The organism is Mucilaginibacter sp. P25 (genome assembly GCF_050859465.1).
In the GTDB taxonomy this organism is placed as follows: domain Bacteria; phylum Bacteroidota; class Bacteroidia; order Sphingobacteriales; family Sphingobacteriaceae; genus Mucilaginibacter; species Mucilaginibacter gossypii.
The window spans coordinates 508,090-526,239 of the sequence record NZ_CP193937.1; the positions used below are offsets into that span (position 1 = coordinate 508,090).

The 18,150-nt window shown below is 43.2% G+C and carries 18 protein-coding genes and 2 pseudogenes; 15 read left to right on the forward strand and 5 right to left on the reverse strand.

The genetic code is table 11. From position 1 onward, the window contains the following. Positions 1 to 133: 133 nt before the first annotated feature. The 7 genes and pseudogenes from purH (at position 134) to rodA (ending at position 7,715) form a co-directional block, all read left to right on the forward strand. Positions 134 to 1,659: pseudogene (gene purH, locus ACRQ5D_RS02635) on the forward strand (bifunctional phosphoribosylaminoimidazolecarboxamide formyltransferase/IMP cyclohydrolase). A 273-nt stretch (positions 1,660 to 1,932) separates the two neighbouring features. Next, the gene (locus ACRQ5D_RS02640; protein WP_090528947.1) at positions 1,933 to 2,955 is read left to right on the forward strand and encodes a rod shape-determining protein; all 1,023 of its coding nucleotides are present in this window, start codon (positions 1,933 to 1,935) and stop codon (positions 2,953 to 2,955) included. 272 nt (positions 2,956 to 3,227) lie between these two features. Further along, the gene (gene mreC / locus ACRQ5D_RS02645; RefSeq protein WP_431199047.1) at positions 3,228 to 3,665 is read left to right on the forward strand and encodes a rod shape-determining protein MreC; all 438 of its coding nucleotides are present in this window, start codon (positions 3,228 to 3,230) and stop codon (positions 3,663 to 3,665) included. After that, entirely contained in the window at positions 3,662 to 3,913 is a 252-nt protein-coding gene (locus ACRQ5D_RS02650; RefSeq protein WP_431199048.1) for a rod shape-determining protein MreC, read from the forward strand. The genes mreC and ACRQ5D_RS02650 overlap by 4 nt, the downstream gene beginning before the upstream one ends. Further along, on the forward strand, positions 3,906 to 4,424 hold the full coding sequence (locus ACRQ5D_RS02655; RefSeq protein WP_091165673.1) for a rod shape-determining protein MreD: 519 nt from the start codon (positions 3,906 to 3,908) through the stop codon (positions 4,422 to 4,424). The genes ACRQ5D_RS02650 and ACRQ5D_RS02655 overlap by 8 nt, the downstream gene beginning before the upstream one ends. Then, on the forward strand, positions 4,421 to 6,430 hold the full coding sequence (mrdA, locus tag ACRQ5D_RS02660) for a penicillin-binding protein 2 (protein ID WP_431199049.1): 2,010 nt from the start codon (positions 4,421 to 4,423) through the stop codon (positions 6,428 to 6,430). Before ACRQ5D_RS02655 ends, mrdA begins: the two co-directional genes overlap by 4 nt. Positions 6,431 to 6,449: 19 nt before the next feature. Then, the gene (gene rodA / locus ACRQ5D_RS02665; protein ID WP_112652734.1) at positions 6,450 to 7,715 is read left to right on the forward strand and encodes a rod shape-determining protein RodA; all 1,266 of its coding nucleotides are present in this window, start codon (positions 6,450 to 6,452) and stop codon (positions 7,713 to 7,715) included. An 87-nt stretch (positions 7,716 to 7,802) separates the two neighbouring features. On the opposite strand, the gene ACRQ5D_RS02670 is transcribed toward rodA, so the two are convergent. Together ACRQ5D_RS02670 and ACRQ5D_RS02675 are read right to left on the reverse strand one after the other, a co-directional pair. Continuing rightward, complete coding sequence (locus ACRQ5D_RS02670; RefSeq protein WP_431199050.1) at positions 7,803 to 8,630, reverse strand: hypothetical protein; 828 nt, start codon at positions 8,628 to 8,630, stop codon at positions 7,803 to 7,805. 5 nt (positions 8,631 to 8,635) lie between these two features. Then, positions 8,636 to 8,875, reverse strand: a complete 240-nt coding sequence (locus tag ACRQ5D_RS02675; RefSeq protein ID WP_432328423.1) for a hypothetical protein — start codon at positions 8,873 to 8,875, stop codon at positions 8,636 to 8,638. 73 nt (positions 8,876 to 8,948) lie between these two features. Here ACRQ5D_RS02675 and ACRQ5D_RS02680 point away from each other — a divergent pair, with 73 nt between their 5' ends. Beyond that, the gene (locus ACRQ5D_RS02680; RefSeq protein ID WP_090528965.1) at positions 8,949 to 9,530 is read left to right on the forward strand and encodes a thymidine kinase; all 582 of its coding nucleotides are present in this window, start codon (positions 8,949 to 8,951) and stop codon (positions 9,528 to 9,530) included. A gap of 132 nt (positions 9,531 to 9,662) precedes the next feature. Beyond that, a complete protein-coding gene (locus tag ACRQ5D_RS02685) occupies positions 9,663 to 10,031 on the forward strand; it encodes a response regulator (RefSeq protein WP_090528968.1) in 369 nt (122 codons plus the stop codon). 158 nt (positions 10,032 to 10,189) lie between these two features. Here the strand turns inward: ACRQ5D_RS02685 and ACRQ5D_RS02690 are convergent, their stop codons facing one another. After that, a complete protein-coding gene (locus tag ACRQ5D_RS02690; protein WP_091165659.1) occupies positions 10,190 to 12,373 on the reverse strand; it encodes a TonB-dependent receptor family protein in 2,184 nt (727 codons plus the stop codon). Between the two features lie 242 nt (positions 12,374 to 12,615). Beyond that, the gene (locus tag ACRQ5D_RS02695) at positions 12,616 to 13,065 is read right to left on the reverse strand and encodes a hypothetical protein (protein WP_431199053.1); all 450 of its coding nucleotides are present in this window, start codon (positions 13,063 to 13,065) and stop codon (positions 12,616 to 12,618) included. Positions 13,066 to 13,380: 315 nt separating this feature from the next. On the opposite strand from ACRQ5D_RS02695, the gene ACRQ5D_RS02700 reads away from it, so the two are divergent. The 3 genes from ACRQ5D_RS02700 to ACRQ5D_RS02710 all read left to right on the forward strand — a co-directional run bounded on the left by ACRQ5D_RS02700 (position 13,381) and on the right by ACRQ5D_RS02710 (position 15,512). Further along, positions 13,381 to 13,707 (forward strand): DUF6686 family protein, encoded by a 327-nt coding sequence (locus ACRQ5D_RS02700; RefSeq protein WP_090528970.1) that lies wholly within the window; start codon positions 13,381 to 13,383, stop codon positions 13,705 to 13,707. Between the two features lie 217 nt (positions 13,708 to 13,924). Beyond that, positions 13,925 to 14,722: a helix-turn-helix domain-containing protein gene (locus tag ACRQ5D_RS02705; RefSeq protein ID WP_432328424.1), complete on the forward strand. Its 798-nt coding sequence runs from the start codon at positions 13,925 to 13,927 to the stop codon at positions 14,720 to 14,722. 76 nt (positions 14,723 to 14,798) lie between these two features. Further along, the gene (locus tag ACRQ5D_RS02710; protein WP_091165649.1) at positions 14,799 to 15,512 is read left to right on the forward strand and encodes an SIP domain-containing protein; all 714 of its coding nucleotides are present in this window, start codon (positions 14,799 to 14,801) and stop codon (positions 15,510 to 15,512) included. 305 nt (positions 15,513 to 15,817) lie between these two features. Here ACRQ5D_RS02710 and ACRQ5D_RS02715 read toward each other — a convergent pair whose 3' ends face one another. Further along, complete coding sequence (locus ACRQ5D_RS02715; protein WP_091165646.1) at positions 15,818 to 16,294, reverse strand: T6SS immunity protein Tdi1 domain-containing protein; 477 nt, start codon at positions 16,292 to 16,294, stop codon at positions 15,818 to 15,820. Positions 16,295 to 16,699: 405 nt separating this feature from the next. Between ACRQ5D_RS02715 and ACRQ5D_RS02720 the strand changes: the two genes are divergently transcribed. The 3 genes and pseudogenes from ACRQ5D_RS02720 to ACRQ5D_RS02730 all read left to right on the forward strand — a co-directional run bounded on the left by ACRQ5D_RS02720 (position 16,700) and on the right by ACRQ5D_RS02730 (position 18,013). Beyond that, a complete protein-coding gene (locus tag ACRQ5D_RS02720) occupies positions 16,700 to 16,906 on the forward strand; it encodes a DUF2945 domain-containing protein (protein ID WP_091165643.1) in 207 nt (68 codons plus the stop codon). A gap of 343 nt (positions 16,907 to 17,249) precedes the next feature. Continuing rightward, positions 17,250 to 17,758 (forward strand): annotated as a pseudogene (locus ACRQ5D_RS02725) (ABC transporter ATP-binding protein); the annotation flags it as partial. A 9-nt stretch (positions 17,759 to 17,767) separates the two neighbouring features. Next, on the forward strand, positions 17,768 to 18,013 hold the full coding sequence (locus ACRQ5D_RS02730) for a hypothetical protein (protein WP_432329972.1): 246 nt from the start codon (positions 17,768 to 17,770) through the stop codon (positions 18,011 to 18,013). Positions 18,014 to 18,150 lie beyond the last annotated feature (137 nt).

Below are 18,150 nucleotides of genomic sequence, written 5' to 3' on the forward strand. Positions count from 1 at the left end.
CACATTAAATATCGCTTGCTATAAAATTTTGATGTGGATAAATACCGATCCTATGCTAATAACTAATCTCTAATTAACCAACCTCCAATTAACTAAATATCACTACCTTTGCGGCTCAAAAAACAGTGTGTACATGAGCCAGTCAGTTCAAATAAAAAATGCTTTAATTTCTGTTTATTACAAAGATAACTTAGAGCCCATCATTCATGAGTTAAACCGCCTTGGTGTAAATATCTATTCAACCGGAGGTACCGAAACTTTTATCCGCAATTTAGGGGTAAATGTGATCCCGGTTGAGGACCTTACCTCTTACCCTTCAATCCTTGGTGGCCGTGTTAAAACCCTGCACCCTAAGGTTTTCGGTGGTATTTTGGCCCGCAGGAGTTTTGATGGAGATAAACAGCAATTAGAGCAATATGAAATTCCTGAAATTGATTTGGTAATTGTTGACCTGTACCCCTTTGAAGAAACTGTACAATCAGGCGCTGGTGCCGAAGATGTGATCGAAAAGATCGATATCGGTGGGATCTCTTTGATCCGCGCAGCTGCAAAAAACTTTAAAGATGTAGTGATCGTAGCTTCAAAAGATGACTACGCCGGCCTGGAAAATATCCTGAAAACGCAGGATGGTGCTACCACAATTGATCAGCGCCGTTCATTCGCTCAAAAAGCATTCAACATATCGTCAAACTACGATACACATATTTTCAACTACTTTAACGAGGCAGAACCACTCCCGGTATTTAAACAAAGCATCCAAACCAGCCAGGTTTTACGTTACGGCGAAAACCCTCACCAAAAAGGAACTTTTATGGTAACCTTGATGCCATGTTCAACAAACTGAACGGCAAAGAGCTTTCATACAACAACCTGGTTGATGTTGATGCTGCCGTTGCTATTATTGATGAGTTTACCGAGCCTACTATCGCTATCCTTAAGCATACCAATGCCTGCGGTGTAGCTTCGCGTTCATTTATCAAAGAAGCATGGATCGATGCTTTGGCTTGCGACCCGGTATCTGCCTTTGGCGGTGTAATTATTGCCAATGCCGAAATCGACGCTGAAACAGCTACTGAGATCGACAAGATATTTTATGAAGTATTGATCGCGCCTGCTTTCACTGATGAAGCCGTAAAGATTCTATCAGGCAAAAAGAACCGCATCCTGTTGGTTCGCCAGCCGGTTGAACTGCCTGTTAAGCATTTCAAAACTTTATTGAATGGCGTAATTGAGCAGGATAAGGACGCGGTAATTGAAGGCCCGGCCCAAATGACAACCGTTACCGAAAAAGCACCTACCGAGGCCGAATTGAAAGACCTGTTCTTCGCTAATAAAATTGTGAAGCATACCAAATCAAACACCATTGTGTTTGCTAAAAATAACCAGCTAATGGCGAGTGGCGTTGGTCAAACATCAAGGGTTGATGCACTTAAGCAAGCCATTATTAAAGCTCAAAGCTTTGGTTTCGATCTGAACGGTGCGGTAATGGCGTCCGACGCTTTCTTCCCCTTCCCTGATTGTGCCGAACTGGCTGCCGAAGCCGGGATCACCGCCATATTACAACCGGGCGGATCGATTAATGACAAGCTTTCGGTTGCCATGTGCAATGAAAAAGGCCTGGCTATGGTTACTACCGGCGTACGTCACTTTAAACACTAACATTTAAGGTTGACCGGGTTGATTTGGTGAGTAGTTTATTAGGTTAAAAACGTTTGATTGAAGAGTAGAGATTGATTTGGTGAAAAGGAAAAATGTTTTTAACCTGTTTTAACTTAATTTACCTGTAAATCCGGTCAACCATCTAATAAATAAGCTCTATCAACCCAACCCCAACACAATAAATGTGATTTTTTAACGCTTAAGTTTGCAAAATGCTAAACTATTTAAGCGTATTTTTATAAACTTTGCATAACATACTGAAAGAAATACCAGATGGGTTTATTTAACTTTTTTACACAAGAAATTGCTATCGATTTAGGTACAGCAAATACCCTCATTATACATAACGACAAAGTTGTTGTTGACGAACCCTCGATCGTGGCGTTCGACAGAACAACCAATAAAGTGATTGCCATTGGCAGGCAGGCCATGCAAATGGAAGGTAAAACGCACGATAATATCCGTACCGTGCGCCCGCTTAAAGACGGTGTAATTGCCGACTTTAACGCCGCCGAGCACATGATCCGCGGGATGATCAAAATGATTAACCAGGGTAAGGGATGGTTCTTTCCATCACTGCGTATGGTGATCTGTATCCCATCGGGTATTACCGAGGTAGAGAAACGTGCCGTGCGCGACTCGGCCGAGATTGCCGGCGCAAAAGAGGTTTACCTCATCCACGAACCAATGGCTGCAGCTGTAGGTATTGGTATAGACGTTGAGGAGCCGATGGGCAACATGATCATTGATATTGGTGGTGGTACAACCGAAATTGCCGTTATCGCTTTATCAGGTATTGTTTGCGACCAGTCAATCCGTGTTGCAGGAGACAACTTTGATTCGGACATTGTGCAATATATCCGTCGCCAGCATAACATCATGATTGGCGACCGTACTGCCGAAAAAATTAAAATTGAGGTTGGCGCCGCGCTTCCTGAACTAAGCGAGCCGCCGGGCGACTTTGCAGTACAAGGCCGTGACCTTATGACCGGTGTACCAAAACAAATCATGGTATCATACACCGAAATTGCACATTGCCTTGATAAATCAATTTCAAAAATTGAAGAAGCGATATTGAAAGCGTTGGAAATTACCCCTCCCGAGCTTTCGGCCGATATTTATCAAACCGGCATCTACTTAACTGGTGGGGGTGCTTTATTGCGCGGTTTGGATAAGCGTGTGGCTGCCAAAACCAAACTACCCGTTCACGTTGCCGAAGACCCTCTTCGCGCCGTAGTACGCGGAACCGGCACCGCCCTTAAAAACATTGGCAATTTTAAATTTTTAATGCAGTAACTGAGTTAGTAATTAGAGGTTAGGGATTGGAGATTAGTTATTATTAAAATACTTATCTCCGATTCCTAATTTCTAATTTTGCTATAGACAACTAATCTCTGATCTCCAATTAACTAATCTCCAACAATGCGTAACCTTTGGATATTTATTACTAAGTATAACGCGTTTTTTTATTCCTGATTTTTGAGATTAGTTCGCTGCTTATATATATCAAATACAACTCGTTTCAAAAAGCGTCTTTTATTAACTCAACCAATAAAGTAACCGGTACCTTGTACAGCCAGGTTGATGCTTTTAAAGAATACCTGTCATTAAAAGAAACCAACGATAGCCTTGCCCGCGAAAATGCCAAACTTCGCGGCCAGCTCAAAGCTTCTATGTATGTTGATACTGTTGAAAAACACAAGGTTAATGATACCGTTTACAAACAACAATATACTTATATTGTAGCCAAGGTAATCAATAATTCATTCAATAAACGCAGCAACTACATTACTATTAACCGGGGCAGCAGGGATGGGATCCAAAAAGATATGGGTGTAATAACAGGTACAGGCGTTGTGGGGCAGGTTATTGCCGTAACCGAGCATTTAGCTATTATCCAATCGGTTTTGCATAAAAACACGCGGTTTAGCGCCATGCTTGCAGGTACTAAAGATATAGGCTCGTTTGTATGGGGTAACGATCTTGATCCGCACAGGGGGTATTGATAGATATCCAGAATAATGCTCAGCCCAAAATTGGCGATACGGTGGTTACCTCGGGCTACTCGCTTTTCCCAACCGGTATACCGTTTGGCAAAGTTACCAACCTGCATGCCAAAGGCGGCGGTTTACTCATCAACGTTGAGGTAGCCTTAGCTGTTGATTTTACAAAGCTTCAATACGTTTACGTGGTAAATAACAAATTTGCCGGTGAACAAACGGTACTGGAGGCCGTACAAAACAAAAATGAGTAGGACTATCCTTGTTAACCTTGTTAGGTTTATAGTTTTGGTTTTTATGCAGGTTTTCCTGTTAAAAAACATCACGTTTTATAATCTTGCCACCCCTTATTTCTATATCCTTTTCATTTTGTTGCTTCCCTTTGAAGTACCTAATCTGCTGCTGTTTGTACTCTCGTTCCTGACAGGCCTCACTATTGATGCATTTTATGATACCCCGGGGCTTCATGCTGCGGCCTGCGTTGTGCTGGCATTGGTACGCGTACTTTTCATCAGCATCACGGTACAAAAGGATGGCTTTGATAACGAGCCCGAACCTACTTTGAGTATCATGGGTTTCAGGTGGTTTTTTACTTATGTATTGATACTTACTTTATTCCACCACTTTTTCCTGCTTAATTTAGAGGTTTTTAGTTTTTCTGAAATACAATACACACTAAGCCGTGTTGTTTTGAGTTCATTGTTTACCGTATTTTTAATACTAATTTCGGGCCTGCTATTTTTCAGAAGGAAAGAACGTAAATGAATAAGTTTTTTGAGCGCCGCTACGTTGTTACCGGTATTTTTATAGCTATCATATTAGCCCTGCTGGGAAGGCTTTACTATATCCAGATAGTTGATGACAAGTACGAGATCTATGCCAACAGTAACGTAAGACGCACAACCATACTTTACCCTGCCCGCGGGCCTATACTCGATCGTAACGGCAAAATCCTTGTACAAAACGAACCCATTTATGATGTTACCGTTAACCCCAAGGAAGTAAAACCTTTTGATACCATGTTATTTTGCAAAATGATAGGTATCGACAAAGAGGGTTTCGACAAACGCTTTACCAAGGCTAAAAAGCAATCGCCTAATACAGCATCCGTATTTGAAAAACAACTTTCTGTTCAGTTGTATGCTTCATTGCAGGAAAAGTTGTTTGAGTTTCCGGGCTTCGCTATAGTGCCACGCACCATACGCACCTACCCCGACTCGGTAGCGGCACAGTTTTTAGGTTTTATTGGCGAGGTTACCGACAGGGACATCAAACGCTCAAACGGTTATTACCGCCTTGGCGATTATATCGGCGTTACCGGCGTCGAGAAGGCCTACGAAAATGTATTGCGCGGTCAACGCGGTGTACAGGTACAAATGGTAGACTCGCATGGTGTGCCCAAAGGTTCATTTGCCAACGGCGCGCTTGATACCGTGCCCCGTTCGGGCGAACGTCTGACCTCGTCGTTAGACGTTGACCTGCAAAGGCTCGGTGAAAAACTGATGCAAAACAAGCTGGGCAGTATTGTAGCCATAGAGCCATCATCGGGCGAGATCTTATGTTATGTGAGCAGCCCTACCTATGACCCTAACCTCATGGTAGGCCGTCAGCGCGGTAATAACCTTGCCAAAATGTACAATAACCCGTATAAGCCATTTTTCATAAGGCCTATCCAGGCGCAATATCCTCCCGGCTCATCATTTAAACCATTAAGTGCCCTTATCGCGCTGCAGGAGGGCATCATTAACCCCAGCGAAACTTTTTATTGTACCGGTAATTACCGGGCAGGCAACCGCATTGTACACTGTAACCATGGCGAAGCACACGGCACGGTAAATATGGCCCGAGCCGTGGCCGAGTCATGTAACGGCTACTTCTCAATGGTTTTTCAACGTATTGTTGACCGGTACGGGGTAAAAAATACAGAAGCCAATTTCACCGCATGGCGAAATAATGTAATGAAATTTGGCCTTGGTGCAAGGCTGGACCTGGATATGCCTGCCGAAAGCCGTGGTAACGTGCCCACGCCTTTACATTATGACAATGTTTATCATAAAGGCGGCTGGCGTTCAAGCACCATCGTTCCGCTGGCCATAGGCCAGGGCGAGTTATTAGCAACCCCTTTGCAAATGGCTAACCTGGAGTGTACTATTGCCAATCGCGGGTTTTACTATAAGCCCCACCTTATCAAGGCAATCGGTACTAAAAACGTAATTAAAAAAGAATACGTTGAAAAAAACTATGTTGGGATAGATTCCGGATATTTTGAGCCTGTTATTAACGGAATGCAGGCAGTGGTTGAAAACGGTACAGCCCGCAGGTCAAAAATACCTGATATTATTATGTGCGGTAAAACCGGCACCGCGCAAAATCCGCATGGCGAGGATAACTCAGTATTTGTAGCTTTCGCCCCACGCGATAATCCTAAGATAGCGATTGCTGTTGTAGTTGAAAACTCGGGCGAGGGTGCGCATTGGGCCGCTCCTATTGCAAGCTTCATAGTTGAAAAATATCTAAAAGGTAAGATCAGTCCGCGCGAATCGGGAATTACAGTTGATTATTATGCAAATGCAAACCGCCTGCCCGATCTTAGCCTTTATGCTCAAGACCTACAAAAAGAACGCAGGCGTGACAGTATCAGGGCGGCAAAGGTTGATTCCATCAAAAAGTTCAAAGCCGATTCAATTAAAAAATTCAAGGCCGATTCGATAAAAAAGAAAGGCGCGAATCAGCTTATAGCAATAAACCGGCGAACTGGATTAAATCATTAACGGGCGGGAGGGCAAGATCATGAGCACTCAGCAGCGGAGTTTCTTCTTCAATGTAGATTGGCTTACAGTTTTTTTGTACCTGGTACTTTGCACCATTGGTTGGTTCAATATTCATGCTGCAGTTTTTGACGTCAATCACCCCAGCATAGTTGATGCCTCAACAAACTACGGTAAGCAGTTCATCTTTATTTGCGTATCTGTAGTGATTGGTATTGTTATCCTGCTACTCGAAAGCCGGTTCATTGCTGCCCTGGCCCCCGCATTTTATGTGGTAATAGTTTTGCTGCTGATACTGGTGTTGGTAATAGGCCGAAACGTAGGCGGTAACCAGGCCTGGATCAACATGGGCGGCGGTTTCCGGCTGCAGCCTTCGGAGTTTGCCAAGTTTGCAACCTGTTTATTGCTTGCGCGATATTTAAGCGGCACCAACATCCGGGTTACCGAACCCAAATCATTTTTAACGGCCGCCGTGATTATCGGGTTCCCAATGTTGCTGATCATGCTGCAGCCCGATACCGGTTCCACACTGGTATTTTGCTCTTTGATATTTGTTTTATACCGCGAAGGGCTTTCTCCTTATTTCCTGGTGATAGCGGGGTTGTTCATCACCCTTTTCGTTACATCGCTATTATACAATCCGCTGTATATTATCCTGATCCTGGCTGTAATAACCGCTTTCATTATCTTTTTATTTAAGCGTAACAGGCAGCTCATCAAAACCGTGATCATCGGCCTTGCAATCTCGATAGCGTTTATATTCAGTGTAAAGTTTATTTATACCCACGTTTTAAAGAAACATCAAACAGAGCGTATTAACATACTACTGGGTATCACCACCGATTTAAAGGGAAAAGGCTATAATGTAAACCAGTCGAAAATAGCTATAGGCTCCGGAAAAATGTGGGGTAAAGGCTATTTACATGGTACACAAACCCAATACTCGTTTGTACCCGAGCAAAGTACCGACTTTATTTTCTGCACAGTCGGCGAAGAATGGGGCTTTGCAGGTTCATTAACGGTAATAAGCCTTTTCATGTTCCTGATATTACGGGTAATTCTCATTGCCGAACGGCAGCGATCGCCTTTTACGCGTATTTACGGTTACGGTGTAGCTTCCGTGCTGTTTTTTCACGTAGTGATCAATATCGGTATGACCATTGGCGTAGTGCCCGTTATTGGTATCCCTTTACCGTTCATCAGCTATGGAGGCTCGTCGCTGTTAAGCTTTACCATGCTCCTGTTCACGCTTATCAAACTCGATTCAAACCGGAAATCGAATGTTTGATAATTTTAGCCAGAAGTCCGTAAGTCAGAAAGTTGGGGTACCTCTAAAATCGTCTTCACCATGAACCATCAACTATGAACTAAACCGCTACGAAGCAGGATATCTCCGTCGTAACAAAGCGTAAAACTTATCGGCTGTTGATGCTTTACTTTCCCAGTTATTTTTAACTACGTAGTTTGTTTTCAGGAAGCGTTCGGCTTCTTCAAAAGTGTTAAAGCGGTTTACTATCTCAATAGCTTCACTATAGGCCAGGCTGTAACCATTAAACAGATCTTTTATATAAAGCAGCTTATCATTCAGGTTTATGGCCGATTTAAGATCGGTAACCGGCAGCTCGGCAGTGGTGCTTGCCGCGTTGTTAGCTTTCTCGGCTTTTTGGGCCATCATCCTTTGATTAAAGGTCAGTACCTGCTGGCTGCTACCTGTATCTGCCGAAGGAGCTGTAGCAACAACAGGCTCTGCTGCGGGTTTTACGGGCTCAATTACCGGCACGGGCTTTGGCTGTTCGGCTATGGGTATTACTTCCACCGGCTTTTCGGGAAGTTCACCAATCAGCTCTTCCTGCTCAAACCTGTCAGCTTCATCATCCCAGGTATCAGCCTCGTTTAAATTTAGTTCAAAGCTGCTTCCTTCAGGAATTTCCTGTTGAAATGAATAAGTATCCGTATCTTTTTCGGCAGCGATATTTATTTGCGGTTCGGGCGTTTCCTTTATTTCGGGCGCGGGGTTGATCACCTCTATTTTTACCGGGTTAAACGGCACCGGAGCTGGTGGTTCAGCATCGCTGGTAAGTTCTATGTTATCAACCGGCACAGGGATGTGCTGTTGTACTACCGGTTCAAAAAAGCGCTGCTCATGCAAGGCTTCCTCCTTTGCAGGCGGAGGCGTTACCGGCACCGGAGCGGGAGGTAACACCAGAGTTACCGGTGTATGTTCTTCAGCTGCCGGCTGGTTTTTTCTGCAAGCAGTGAAGGAGCTGCCGTGCGCTCGTTGATGCGACGCAGTATTTCGGCATGGTCTTTTAAAAAATGGGCATTGGCTACAAAAAGTTCTAATTCAAGCTCGTTAAGTTCGCTGGGATCAGCTGCAAGGTAGTCGTATTGATCATTAAGCTCTTTTAAAATCCCACCTATCTTTTTAAATACATCCATTTGCTTCATGGCCTCAATGTTAGGAAAATGCTTACCAAAAATAGGATTAAATTCTGATATTTGCCGACTATAAAAGTCATAAATGGTATATCACGAAGAGGTTTTCAGGCGTAAAAGCGAAGTAGGCGGCAGTATTGAGGTTATCTGCGGATCAATGTTCTCGGGCAAAACCGAAGAGCTGATCAGGAGGCTTAACCGTGCCCGCATTGCCAAGCTTAAGGTTGAGATTTTTAGCCCCAAAGCCGATACCCGTTATGGCGAAGATGCCATTATTTCGCACAATGCCAGCAAAATAACCTCTACCCCGGTTGATAGCGCTTCGGCTATCTTACTGCTGGCCAGTGATGCCCATGTGATAGGTGTTGATGAAGCGCAATTTTTTGACGATGAACTCCCCGAGGTATGTACCGTATTGGCCAACCGCGGCGTACGTGTAATTGTAGCCGGTTTGGACATGGATTTTAAGGGCCGTCCATTTGGCTCTATGCCCAACATTATGGCCATTGCCGAATCGGTAACGAAACTGCAGGCCGTTTGCGTAAGGTGCGGCAACCCGGCCCAATACTCGTACCGCCTGGTACATGATAATTCAAAAATATTATTAGGCGAGAAGGAAAGCTATGAGCCCCGCTGCCGGGCATGCTACAATACCGTTGCTGGTTAACATTTAATTAAATAATATATTTTTTATTTAATACTATAACTAAAACAAATACCGGGTATTTGATTGTTATGTACTTAAACACAGCAGCTTCAAAAAGAAGGTGCTTTAATAAAGTATAAAGCAATCAAGCTTATGGCAAAAAAGGTTTTAGTTATAGAGGACGATAAAGATATTCGCGATACCGTGGTGTATGTATTGGAGGAAGAAGGTTACGAAGTAGTACAATCCGACAATGCCCGAATCCTGCGTACCCTGACTACTATTAACCCCGACCTTATTTTGCTTGATAACTGGCTTACCGATTGGAGCAGTGACGCCAACGGGCAACAGCTAAGTAAAAGTATAAAAGACAATCCGGCTACCAGCCACATCCCCGTGATCATTATTTCGGCCGTGAGCAATATCAAAGAAATTGCCAAAGCCGGTAACGCCGATGGGTACCTTGCCAAGCCATTTGATCTGACATCTCTTTCAGAGATCGTAAAAAAGCATATCAAGTAAGCAATCCTTATCAGTATAAATAAAACGGCCCTCCATTAATTTGAAGGGCCGTTTTGTTAGGCCTCACCTAAATCCGCTCCAAAAGAAGAGGACTTTTGAAGAAATGCCGTTGAACACTTTAAGCACTCCCCCTCTCTTGAGAGGTTTTGGAGCCCGGGCTATATTTTCACGCCAAACCCAATATTAAACGTACGCCCGTCGGCCGGTAAAATGCCCGGTCCGGGGTACATGTTAATACGGCGTGTAAAATATTTAGCGTTAAATAAGTTGTTCACACTGGCTGTGAGATGGTAGTTTTTTAGAAAACCATAATTGAAAGCCCAGTCGAACAAATGATACGCGGGCACTATGCCGGTAGCGCCTGTGGCATTAAAAGTAGTATTATTGGCATCACTAAAGCTTTTTCCTACATAGCTGTATTGCAGTGTGCTGCTTACATGGCCGCTTAAAAACGTTAAACCTGCACGGTCTATCCAATAGGGAGTGCCTTCCAGGTTGTTATCCTTCAAACTTACATTTTTACCATTTTGATTGATAGAACCACTGGTGTAACGACCATGCGTGTACGATAGCGAATTGAACACACGGAGATCACTCCCCGAAGATTTATCAAACGGGCGGATCAGCGAAACTTCGGTAAAGGCCTCAATACCTTTAGCCACGCCATTACCAATGTTGGTCATGTAAAGATGGGTTACGTTATTGGCATCAGTTTGGGTCAATGTACCTGCCCTGTTTCCGTAGTAAACGTAAAAAGCATTAACATCAAAACTAAATACTGTGCTGATATGGCCGCGGTAACCCAGGTCGGCATCATAACCTTTGCTGTCCTTGATGTTCGGATCGATAATGGTCAACTGATCTGCCGGGGTAACGGCAGCATAAATATAAGGGCGGTAAGCCTGTGCAATATTACCGTAAAGCTGGTTTCCGCCGGCAAACTGGTATTGCAAACCAGTACCAAACAGCGGAAAGTTGCGATTATCCTTATAGCTTACAGGCACCGTACGGTTTACAATAACACCCGAAGTAGTGGTATTGATCTGCTCAAAACGCATACCGGGGGTAACTGTAAATGCCTGAGTTAGCTGGAACATATTTTCGGCAAAGGCTGCATAGTTTAAAGTATGCAATCTCAGGTCGATGCCATAATCTTTAACCAGGCGCAGGTCAAAATCAGATGCTGCCGTGCCTGTGCCTTTTTGCTTACGTTTGGTAGTTTCTTCAAAATACCTTATACCTGCGGTAAACGAGCTGCTGAGATTACCGAGTTTGTACGTATGCAGCAAGCGGGCTTCGGTAGTGAAACCGGCATAATAATCACGGTCGACCTGGCGCGGATTAAACGTTTTCAAACTTGTATTAACTGTATCAGGTATATTGGCCGTGTTAATGAACTGCACACTATTACGCTGACCAAACAGTACATGCGAGGTAACTTCCAGCCTGGTATTTTTATCAAACCGGTAATTGAACAACAATGCCGGGACATTAATTTCAGGATTAAAAAAATTACGCGCACGGGTCGACTGACGATTGTTTGCTTCAAATTGTACGTCGGTTAAACCACCGGCTATTTGCTGCCTGTAATCTGATCGTGAAAACTGGAAAGCTATGCTGCCCTGATCATTAAACTGGTATTTGAGGCTGGCGTAGTAAGCGCGGGAGTTAAAAGTGGCATCAGGCCGCCAGCCGTCGCCGGTGCGGGCGCTGTAAAAAGCATAATAACTAACCTTGCCCGCTTTGCCGCCAATGGCGTTATACGAATTGAAAAACCTGTTTGAACCGGCCGATTGTTCGCTTTCAAAACCCAGCACCTTAGTGCTGTCGCCTTCTTTAAGTTTGAAGTTAACCATGCCGCCAAACTGGCTGCCAAATTGTAATGCCGCCGAACCTCGCACTATCTGAATTTCGCTTACCGCCTGGAATGGCACATTATAATGATTTTCGGGATAGCCAAACATATCCGAGTTGGTGTTATAGCCATTTTGCCTGACATTGGTTTCGATAGAGCGGTGGGTGTCCGTACCCCGGGTACCGATATTGAGCTGTAAACCGGCACCGTCCATCTCCCAGATGTTAACGCCGGGAATTTTTGCAAAGGTCATACGGGCATTATTATTAGCCAAGTTTGCTTTTCCGGCGTCAAGAAAAATATCAAAGGTTTTTTTCCCGGCAAAAATGTTGGTACCGGATACATTGGGCAAATGTTTTAGCCTGCTTTCTTTAATAATAACACTGTCAAGCTGCAGGGTATCTTTAACGCTTTTATGCTGTGCCCGGGCAAAGCCCGCGCAACACATAAATAGCACGGGTAATGAAATTTTATAAAGGGTATTCATTTATTCAAATAAAAAGATTTTGGGGGATGCTGCTCAGGCACAATAATGATTAACGGGCAATGCATACGCGCAGCGTATTACAGGCATATCAATGCGAGTTATCAAGATTGAGGGAACAAGTTAATTACCGGATATAATTTAGGCAAGCGCCATTTCCGGAGGCCGACCGCCGACAGATACAACAGCATCAGGTATACTTATATAAATAAATGTGCCGGGAGGCTGAACAGGCTCTGCCGGTTTTATAAAAGCGTATGAAATTTCAGGGTAATTATACTTAGCGTCGCTACCCAATTTTTTTCTGATGATTCATGTGTGCGTTTGCTGATAGGTTTACTATATAGCTTTTTAGCGCAGATCACATTTTCATTCAGCAACCTGGTAGTTTCATAGTTGGGAATGCACTGCACATACAGCGTATCGCGGGTAACCCTTAGTTTTACATAGTTGTACGAAACACCATCCAACTGTAACTGCCCAGAAACATTCACATAACTGTCCCAATCATGTATAAAGGGCAGGTTTTGGCCAATCTTAATTTCAATGAGATCGCGCGTATCATATTTACCCCTGGCAATTTGCCGGGCAATTACTTTGTTTGATCTGTTAAAAAAATATTGATTAAGCGCCATGTACCCCAGCAAATTGAGCATATGGGTAACTAACATTACAATGGCAAAGGTCTTTTTCAATCAATAATCAGTCTAAACAACAGCAATGCTACACAAATTTCAGGGATATAATAGGTCATATATTAAAAAAATAAACTCAAAGTATTTAATTCTGAATGCTTTTTGGAGTTTTCTTTATTTTTATTTGGATTTATTCTAAATAACGTATTTCTTTGTTGCTGTTAATACACTTGCGCAACACAGAAGCCGCCAGCCCATTAACAATTATTGATTATTAATGCTTAAAATATAAAGTCCTGTTCTGTAGTTTAATTGTTTATATCAAACATTTAATCAGCAGAGCAGGCACCAATTCATTTTTAATTACCGGAATTTATGTGCGATGCTAAAATACTCAGCCAAAAGGGAACATCGGTAGTAAGCCGTTGCTCCGAATGCCAATGCCTATTTATATGGCACCATAACCTGATCCTTAGCTTTACACCCGATCAATTTATCCAGTTTAAAAATTTCGCTATCGATCTTGATTTCGGTGATCATTCTTTCCCATTTCCCGACGGACAGGAACGCGTGGTGATGCGTACGCCGGTCAATGATATCCAGCTTACCTTTACTGTTGATGAGTGGGAAGACTTTCATGTTGCAATGGATGAAGCTATTTATATGCAGGAGATTTATGCACTGGTTGATGGCGGTAAATAAATCCCCGAATTATTGTAATTATATAGCTGAAAGCAGAATGCACAAAGCCAAAAGTTAATTTAGCTGAATAAATTAACAGATTCTATATAAAATAAATTCCTTGGCCTGGAGAAAATGTACCTCCCGGTTAAAGATCGCGTTACCATAATACAATAACTACCCTGCAAAATGAAAGATATCCCTGTACACCAGCTACATGAACGATCAAACATAGGCTTTGAAATCAGGCACTTTGAAAGCGGCGAAGATTCAAAAAAGTGCCGATGGGCGCCCATCGCGACGATCATTACCTGTTTTTTTGATTGAAAACGGATCAGCATCGCTGATGATAGATTTTAACGAAGTTCATTTTTGCGAAAACACATTTTATTATATTCTGCCAGGACAGGTACATCACCGGATAAATAATGCACTTGCCGCCGGCTGGTATGTAGCCATCGATTCACAGCATATTCCGGCCGACTTCCGCAATATTTTTGAAAACCAGCTTTTTTTGCAACAGCCTTATCAGCTCAACGATATTGAATTAAAGCAATACCAGCAGCTCCTTTGCCTGTTGCGCGAAAAAAATAGTGAAGATGATAACAGCGCTTTCTTTTTGCCGGTTTTGCAATCGCTCATACAATCATTTACCGGCATGGCAGCAGCCACTTTCAGTAATGTTTATACGCCCGAAAAGCAGCTTTCAAGGCCGGCACAAATTTCACATCAGTTTAAAAAGTTGTTGTTGAGGCATGTGCGCACAATTAAAGGCCCTTCGGCATACGCGGGTATGCTTAATGTTTCCGAATCATATCTTAACGAGGTTTTAAAGAAAACCACCGGTTTCCCGGTAAGTTACTGGATAACTCAGGAAGTAATGCTGGAAGCAAAAAGATTACTGTATTACAGCGGCCTCAACGTAAAGGAGATTGCGCATGCACTGGGCTATGATGACCATACCTATTTTTCCCGGCTGTTTAAAAAAGCTGCATGCATTACCCCACTTGAGTTCAGGGACAAACACCATAAATAATCCAATATTTACCCCGAATTTACTATTTCAGGAGGCTAAAATTCAATGTTTCTTTGTAGTATCAAAACACTACACCATGGAAACATCCACTCTTCATAAATTAAAAAGAAAGGCTGGCAGCTTGTTTGAAAACCAACTTTTACAAAGCGGCAGGGTGCTTGAAGTAAGGCACTGGGAGCCGTCGACCATGATTGAGATCGACTTGCACTTACCACAGGCCGATATGCAAAGCTGGCACGAAATACCCTACATAAAAATAAAAGTTGATAACCTCACCTATCGCGATTATACCCCAGCCGGCTGGGATGCCGAAACCAGCACCTGCACTCTGTATGTTGATGCTGCTCATAGCGGCCCCGGCAGTAAATGGGCTAAACAACTTCAAAAAAACGATACCGTACGCTATTTAAAAATCCGTTCTACCCGGCACGCACCGGCCGGTACCCCGGCTATAATAGGCCTTGGCGATGAAAGCAGCATGGGGCATATGCTGGCCTTACAGCAAATGGTATTACCCGCAACGCGTTTTTCGGGCGCTATAGTTATGGCGGATGAAAATCACAGGGGTTTGTTTGGAGAGTATTTCAAATCGCCCTTAAAGCCTATTGAACGTAATGATGTATACGGCCACCACAGCCTCATCCAGTGGGTAATGGAACAACAGTATAACCTTGAACATTCAGTATTTTACATTGCCGGCAACCATACCATGGTTGGCGAATTACGTAAATTATTAAAACTGCAGGGGTACCCGTCAAGCCAGATCAGGATACAGGGTTTTTGGTCGTAGAAGCTTGTTTAAAAGCGCTTCTCCCTTACCTGAAACTCGTTCACCGACATTTTATGCCGTTTCACCTAAAATAACTGTTAAACAATGAGCTAACGGCACATCTTTGCGGCAAATAACATTATCATGAAAACATTCTACAATCCACTTATAGCTGTTATGATCTCCCTGCAGGAGCATACGGTAACCGTTATCCAGGCGTTGGCTAACCTGATCAGTTAATATATTCATCTGCCTATGAAAAACAAAGCCGCTTTGCAAGATTGCAAAGCGGCTTTTTAATATTCAAAATTTATTTAAAACCTCAATTAGTCGACTATTTTAATTTTGACGTTTGTTCCATTGGGTAGATCTTTAATTTGCTCACCAATAATACCGATGAATTCGAAATGAATTTTAACATCGACAGGCTTAAGATTGTTAACTGTATATTCTCCTCCTAAAACCGGCATTTTCTTATAGCTGTAAACCTGGTGATCACCTAAATAAATACAGGCATCTTCAAGTTCCTTTAACAATTGAGGCATGAACCAGTTATCCACTTTTTCATCGTCATTTAAAAAGCTGTAAAACTCTTGTTTATCATCAGCAACTTTCGATAAATCACACATATCCGTTGCAAGCCAGTAAATACAATCATCATATCCTATAAAGAACAGATCGCCCAGCTTTGATATCATTAAAATTTCCTTGAAATCTTTTATCAACCATAACCAGGTATCCATTAAGCCGGCAGCATTTATACCGTTTAAATTTATTATAAGCTCATCTAAATAGTAATCCATATAAGTTAGATTGTTAACACCTACTCTCAAAGTTAATATCCCTTCTGAGGTTTTTGCTTTTTACTCCCCAAAGTTTTACCGACGATATCACTTTTTTACCGGTATTTCTCCGATGTTTTACTGCCGTTCACCGATAACCGCACTTGCTTCGCCTAATAAACCTAACGGCAGGGTGCCTTTTGTGTGCAATTTTGGATCACTAAACAACAACAAATAAATGCCATGAAAACTTTACTCGCAATTCAATTGATCCATTTAGTTATGAAAGCCGCGGAACATGCCGTTGTTATCGTTCATTCTATAGGTCATTTAATAAAATAATGTCCCGGCACCCCGAGGGATGGTTCTTTCACCTTTGATAAATCAATAACCCAAAACGCATGTTATCTTAAAAAGGTACAGCGTATGAAAAAAGGAGATGAAGTAACCTGGAAATGGGGAAAATCCCAAGCTGAAGGCCATATCGTTAAAAAGCATGATAAGCCGGTAAGCAAAACTATAAAAGGCGCAAAAGTTAAACGCAATGCCAGCAAACAGGAGCCGGCTTATGAAATTGAACAGAAAAACGGCAGCAAAGTGCTGAAATCTGAAAGTGAAATAAAGGCTCCCTGATTGGAGGAACTTTTGCAAAGGGTATTGCAAGCCTGGATGATAATCATTCGGGCTTTTTTGTGCGTTGAGTCGCTTAAATCCCTGGCCTCTGAATTCGAATGATATTAGGTGTGGAGGGCTTGTCATCCTGAGTGTTTAAATCCGGAGGCCTCTGAAGGTGAAATGACAAAAGAGGGCCTGTCAGTCTGAGCCTGTCGAAGACTCGCGCAGAGGCCTGCCCACCATGCTTCGACGGGCTACCCATGACACCCTTTTTTATCTTCCAATCCGCTTTCACCGTAAAAATTGCGCACTTCGCCGAAAAACTCATGGTTATTTCATGAATGTGATGCATTTTTACCCTATGACAAAACAACCTATCATCACTGTAAACAACCTGGTAAAAAACTATGGCGATTTTGCAGCCGTTAAAGGCATTAGTTTTGAAGTTTACGAAGGCGAGATCTTCGGCCTGCTTGGCCCCAACGGTGCCGGTAAAACCACTACCCTCGAAATTATTGAAACCCTTCGCGATAAAACATCCGGCAGCATCATTGTTGATGGCTTCGACATTGAAACCGATGCCGACAGCATCAAAAAACGTATAGGCGTACAGTTACAAGCCGCCGGTTATTACCCCAACCTCAACCTGTCGGAGTTGATCGTATTGTTTTCGGGCCTGTACGGTATCGACAAAACACCGATGGAGATGCTGGAAAAAGTTGCCCTTACCGATAAAGCAAAGGCTAAATATAAAGACCTTTCCGGGGGCAAAAACAGCGTTTTTCTATCGCCACTACATTAATCAATAACCCAAGGATCATATTTCTGGATGAGCCCACAACCGGCCTAGACCCGCAGGCCCGCCGTAACCTTTGGGATTTGATCCGCGAGATCCGCGACCAGGGAACCACTGTAGTGATCACTACCCACTATATGGATGAAGCCGAAGTACTATGCGACCGTGTTGCCTTTGTCGACGGCGGCTACATCATTGGCATTGATACCCCCGACCATTTTATCGACGAGCTTGTAGCCACAGGCTTTGAACGCAAAAAGCAGGTAAAACTGGCCAACCTGGAGGATGTATTCATTAATTTAACCGGCAAGGAATGGCGGGAAGGATAGCTCCCCAGCCCCCTGACGGGGGAGCCAGTATGCAGTTTTGAGTTTGCAGTTAGCACTCTAAAATGCTCCATGCCCCAATGACGCTGACAGGCAAAATGACTCAATGACCTAATGACGCCTAATGGCAAATGACATAA

What these genes read in the sequence shown, in the direction of transcription:
- ACRQ5D_RS02640 (WP_090528947.1), top strand. Translation starts at nt 1,933, where the DNA reads ATGGGTTTATTTAACTTTTTTACACAAGAAATTGCTATCGATTTAGGT.
- ACRQ5D_RS02655 (WP_091165673.1), top strand. Translation starts at nt 3,906, where the DNA reads ATGAGTAGGACTATCCTTGTTAACCTTGTTAGGTTTATAGTTTTGGTT.
- mrdA (WP_431199049.1), top strand. Translation starts at nt 4,421, where the DNA reads ATGAATAAGTTTTTTGAGCGCCGCTACGTTGTTACCGGTATTTTTATA.
- rodA (WP_112652734.1), top strand. Translation starts at nt 6,450, where the DNA reads ATGAGCACTCAGCAGCGGAGTTTCTTCTTCAATGTAGATTGGCTTACA.
- ACRQ5D_RS02675 (WP_432328423.1), bottom strand. Translation starts at nt 8,875, where the DNA reads ATGAAGCAAATGGATGTATTTAAAAAGATAGGTGGGATTTTAAAAGAG.
- ACRQ5D_RS02680 (WP_090528965.1), top strand. Translation starts at nt 8,949, where the DNA reads ATGGTATATCACGAAGAGGTTTTCAGGCGTAAAAGCGAAGTAGGCGGC.
- ACRQ5D_RS02685 (WP_090528968.1), top strand. Translation starts at nt 9,663, where the DNA reads ATGGCAAAAAAGGTTTTAGTTATAGAGGACGATAAAGATATTCGCGAT.
- ACRQ5D_RS02690 (WP_091165659.1), bottom strand. Translation starts at nt 12,373, where the DNA reads ATGAATACCCTTTATAAAATTTCATTACCCGTGCTATTTATGTGTTGC.
- ACRQ5D_RS02700 (WP_090528970.1), top strand. Translation starts at nt 13,381, where the DNA reads ATGTGCGATGCTAAAATACTCAGCCAAAAGGGAACATCGGTAGTAAGC.
- ACRQ5D_RS02710 (WP_091165649.1), top strand. Translation starts at nt 14,799, where the DNA reads ATGGAAACATCCACTCTTCATAAATTAAAAAGAAAGGCTGGCAGCTTG.
- ACRQ5D_RS02715 (WP_091165646.1), bottom strand. Translation starts at nt 16,294, where the DNA reads ATGGATTACTATTTAGATGAGCTTATAATAAATTTAAACGGTATAAAT.
- ACRQ5D_RS02720 (WP_091165643.1), top strand. Translation starts at nt 16,700, where the DNA reads ATGAAAAAAGGAGATGAAGTAACCTGGAAATGGGGAAAATCCCAAGCT.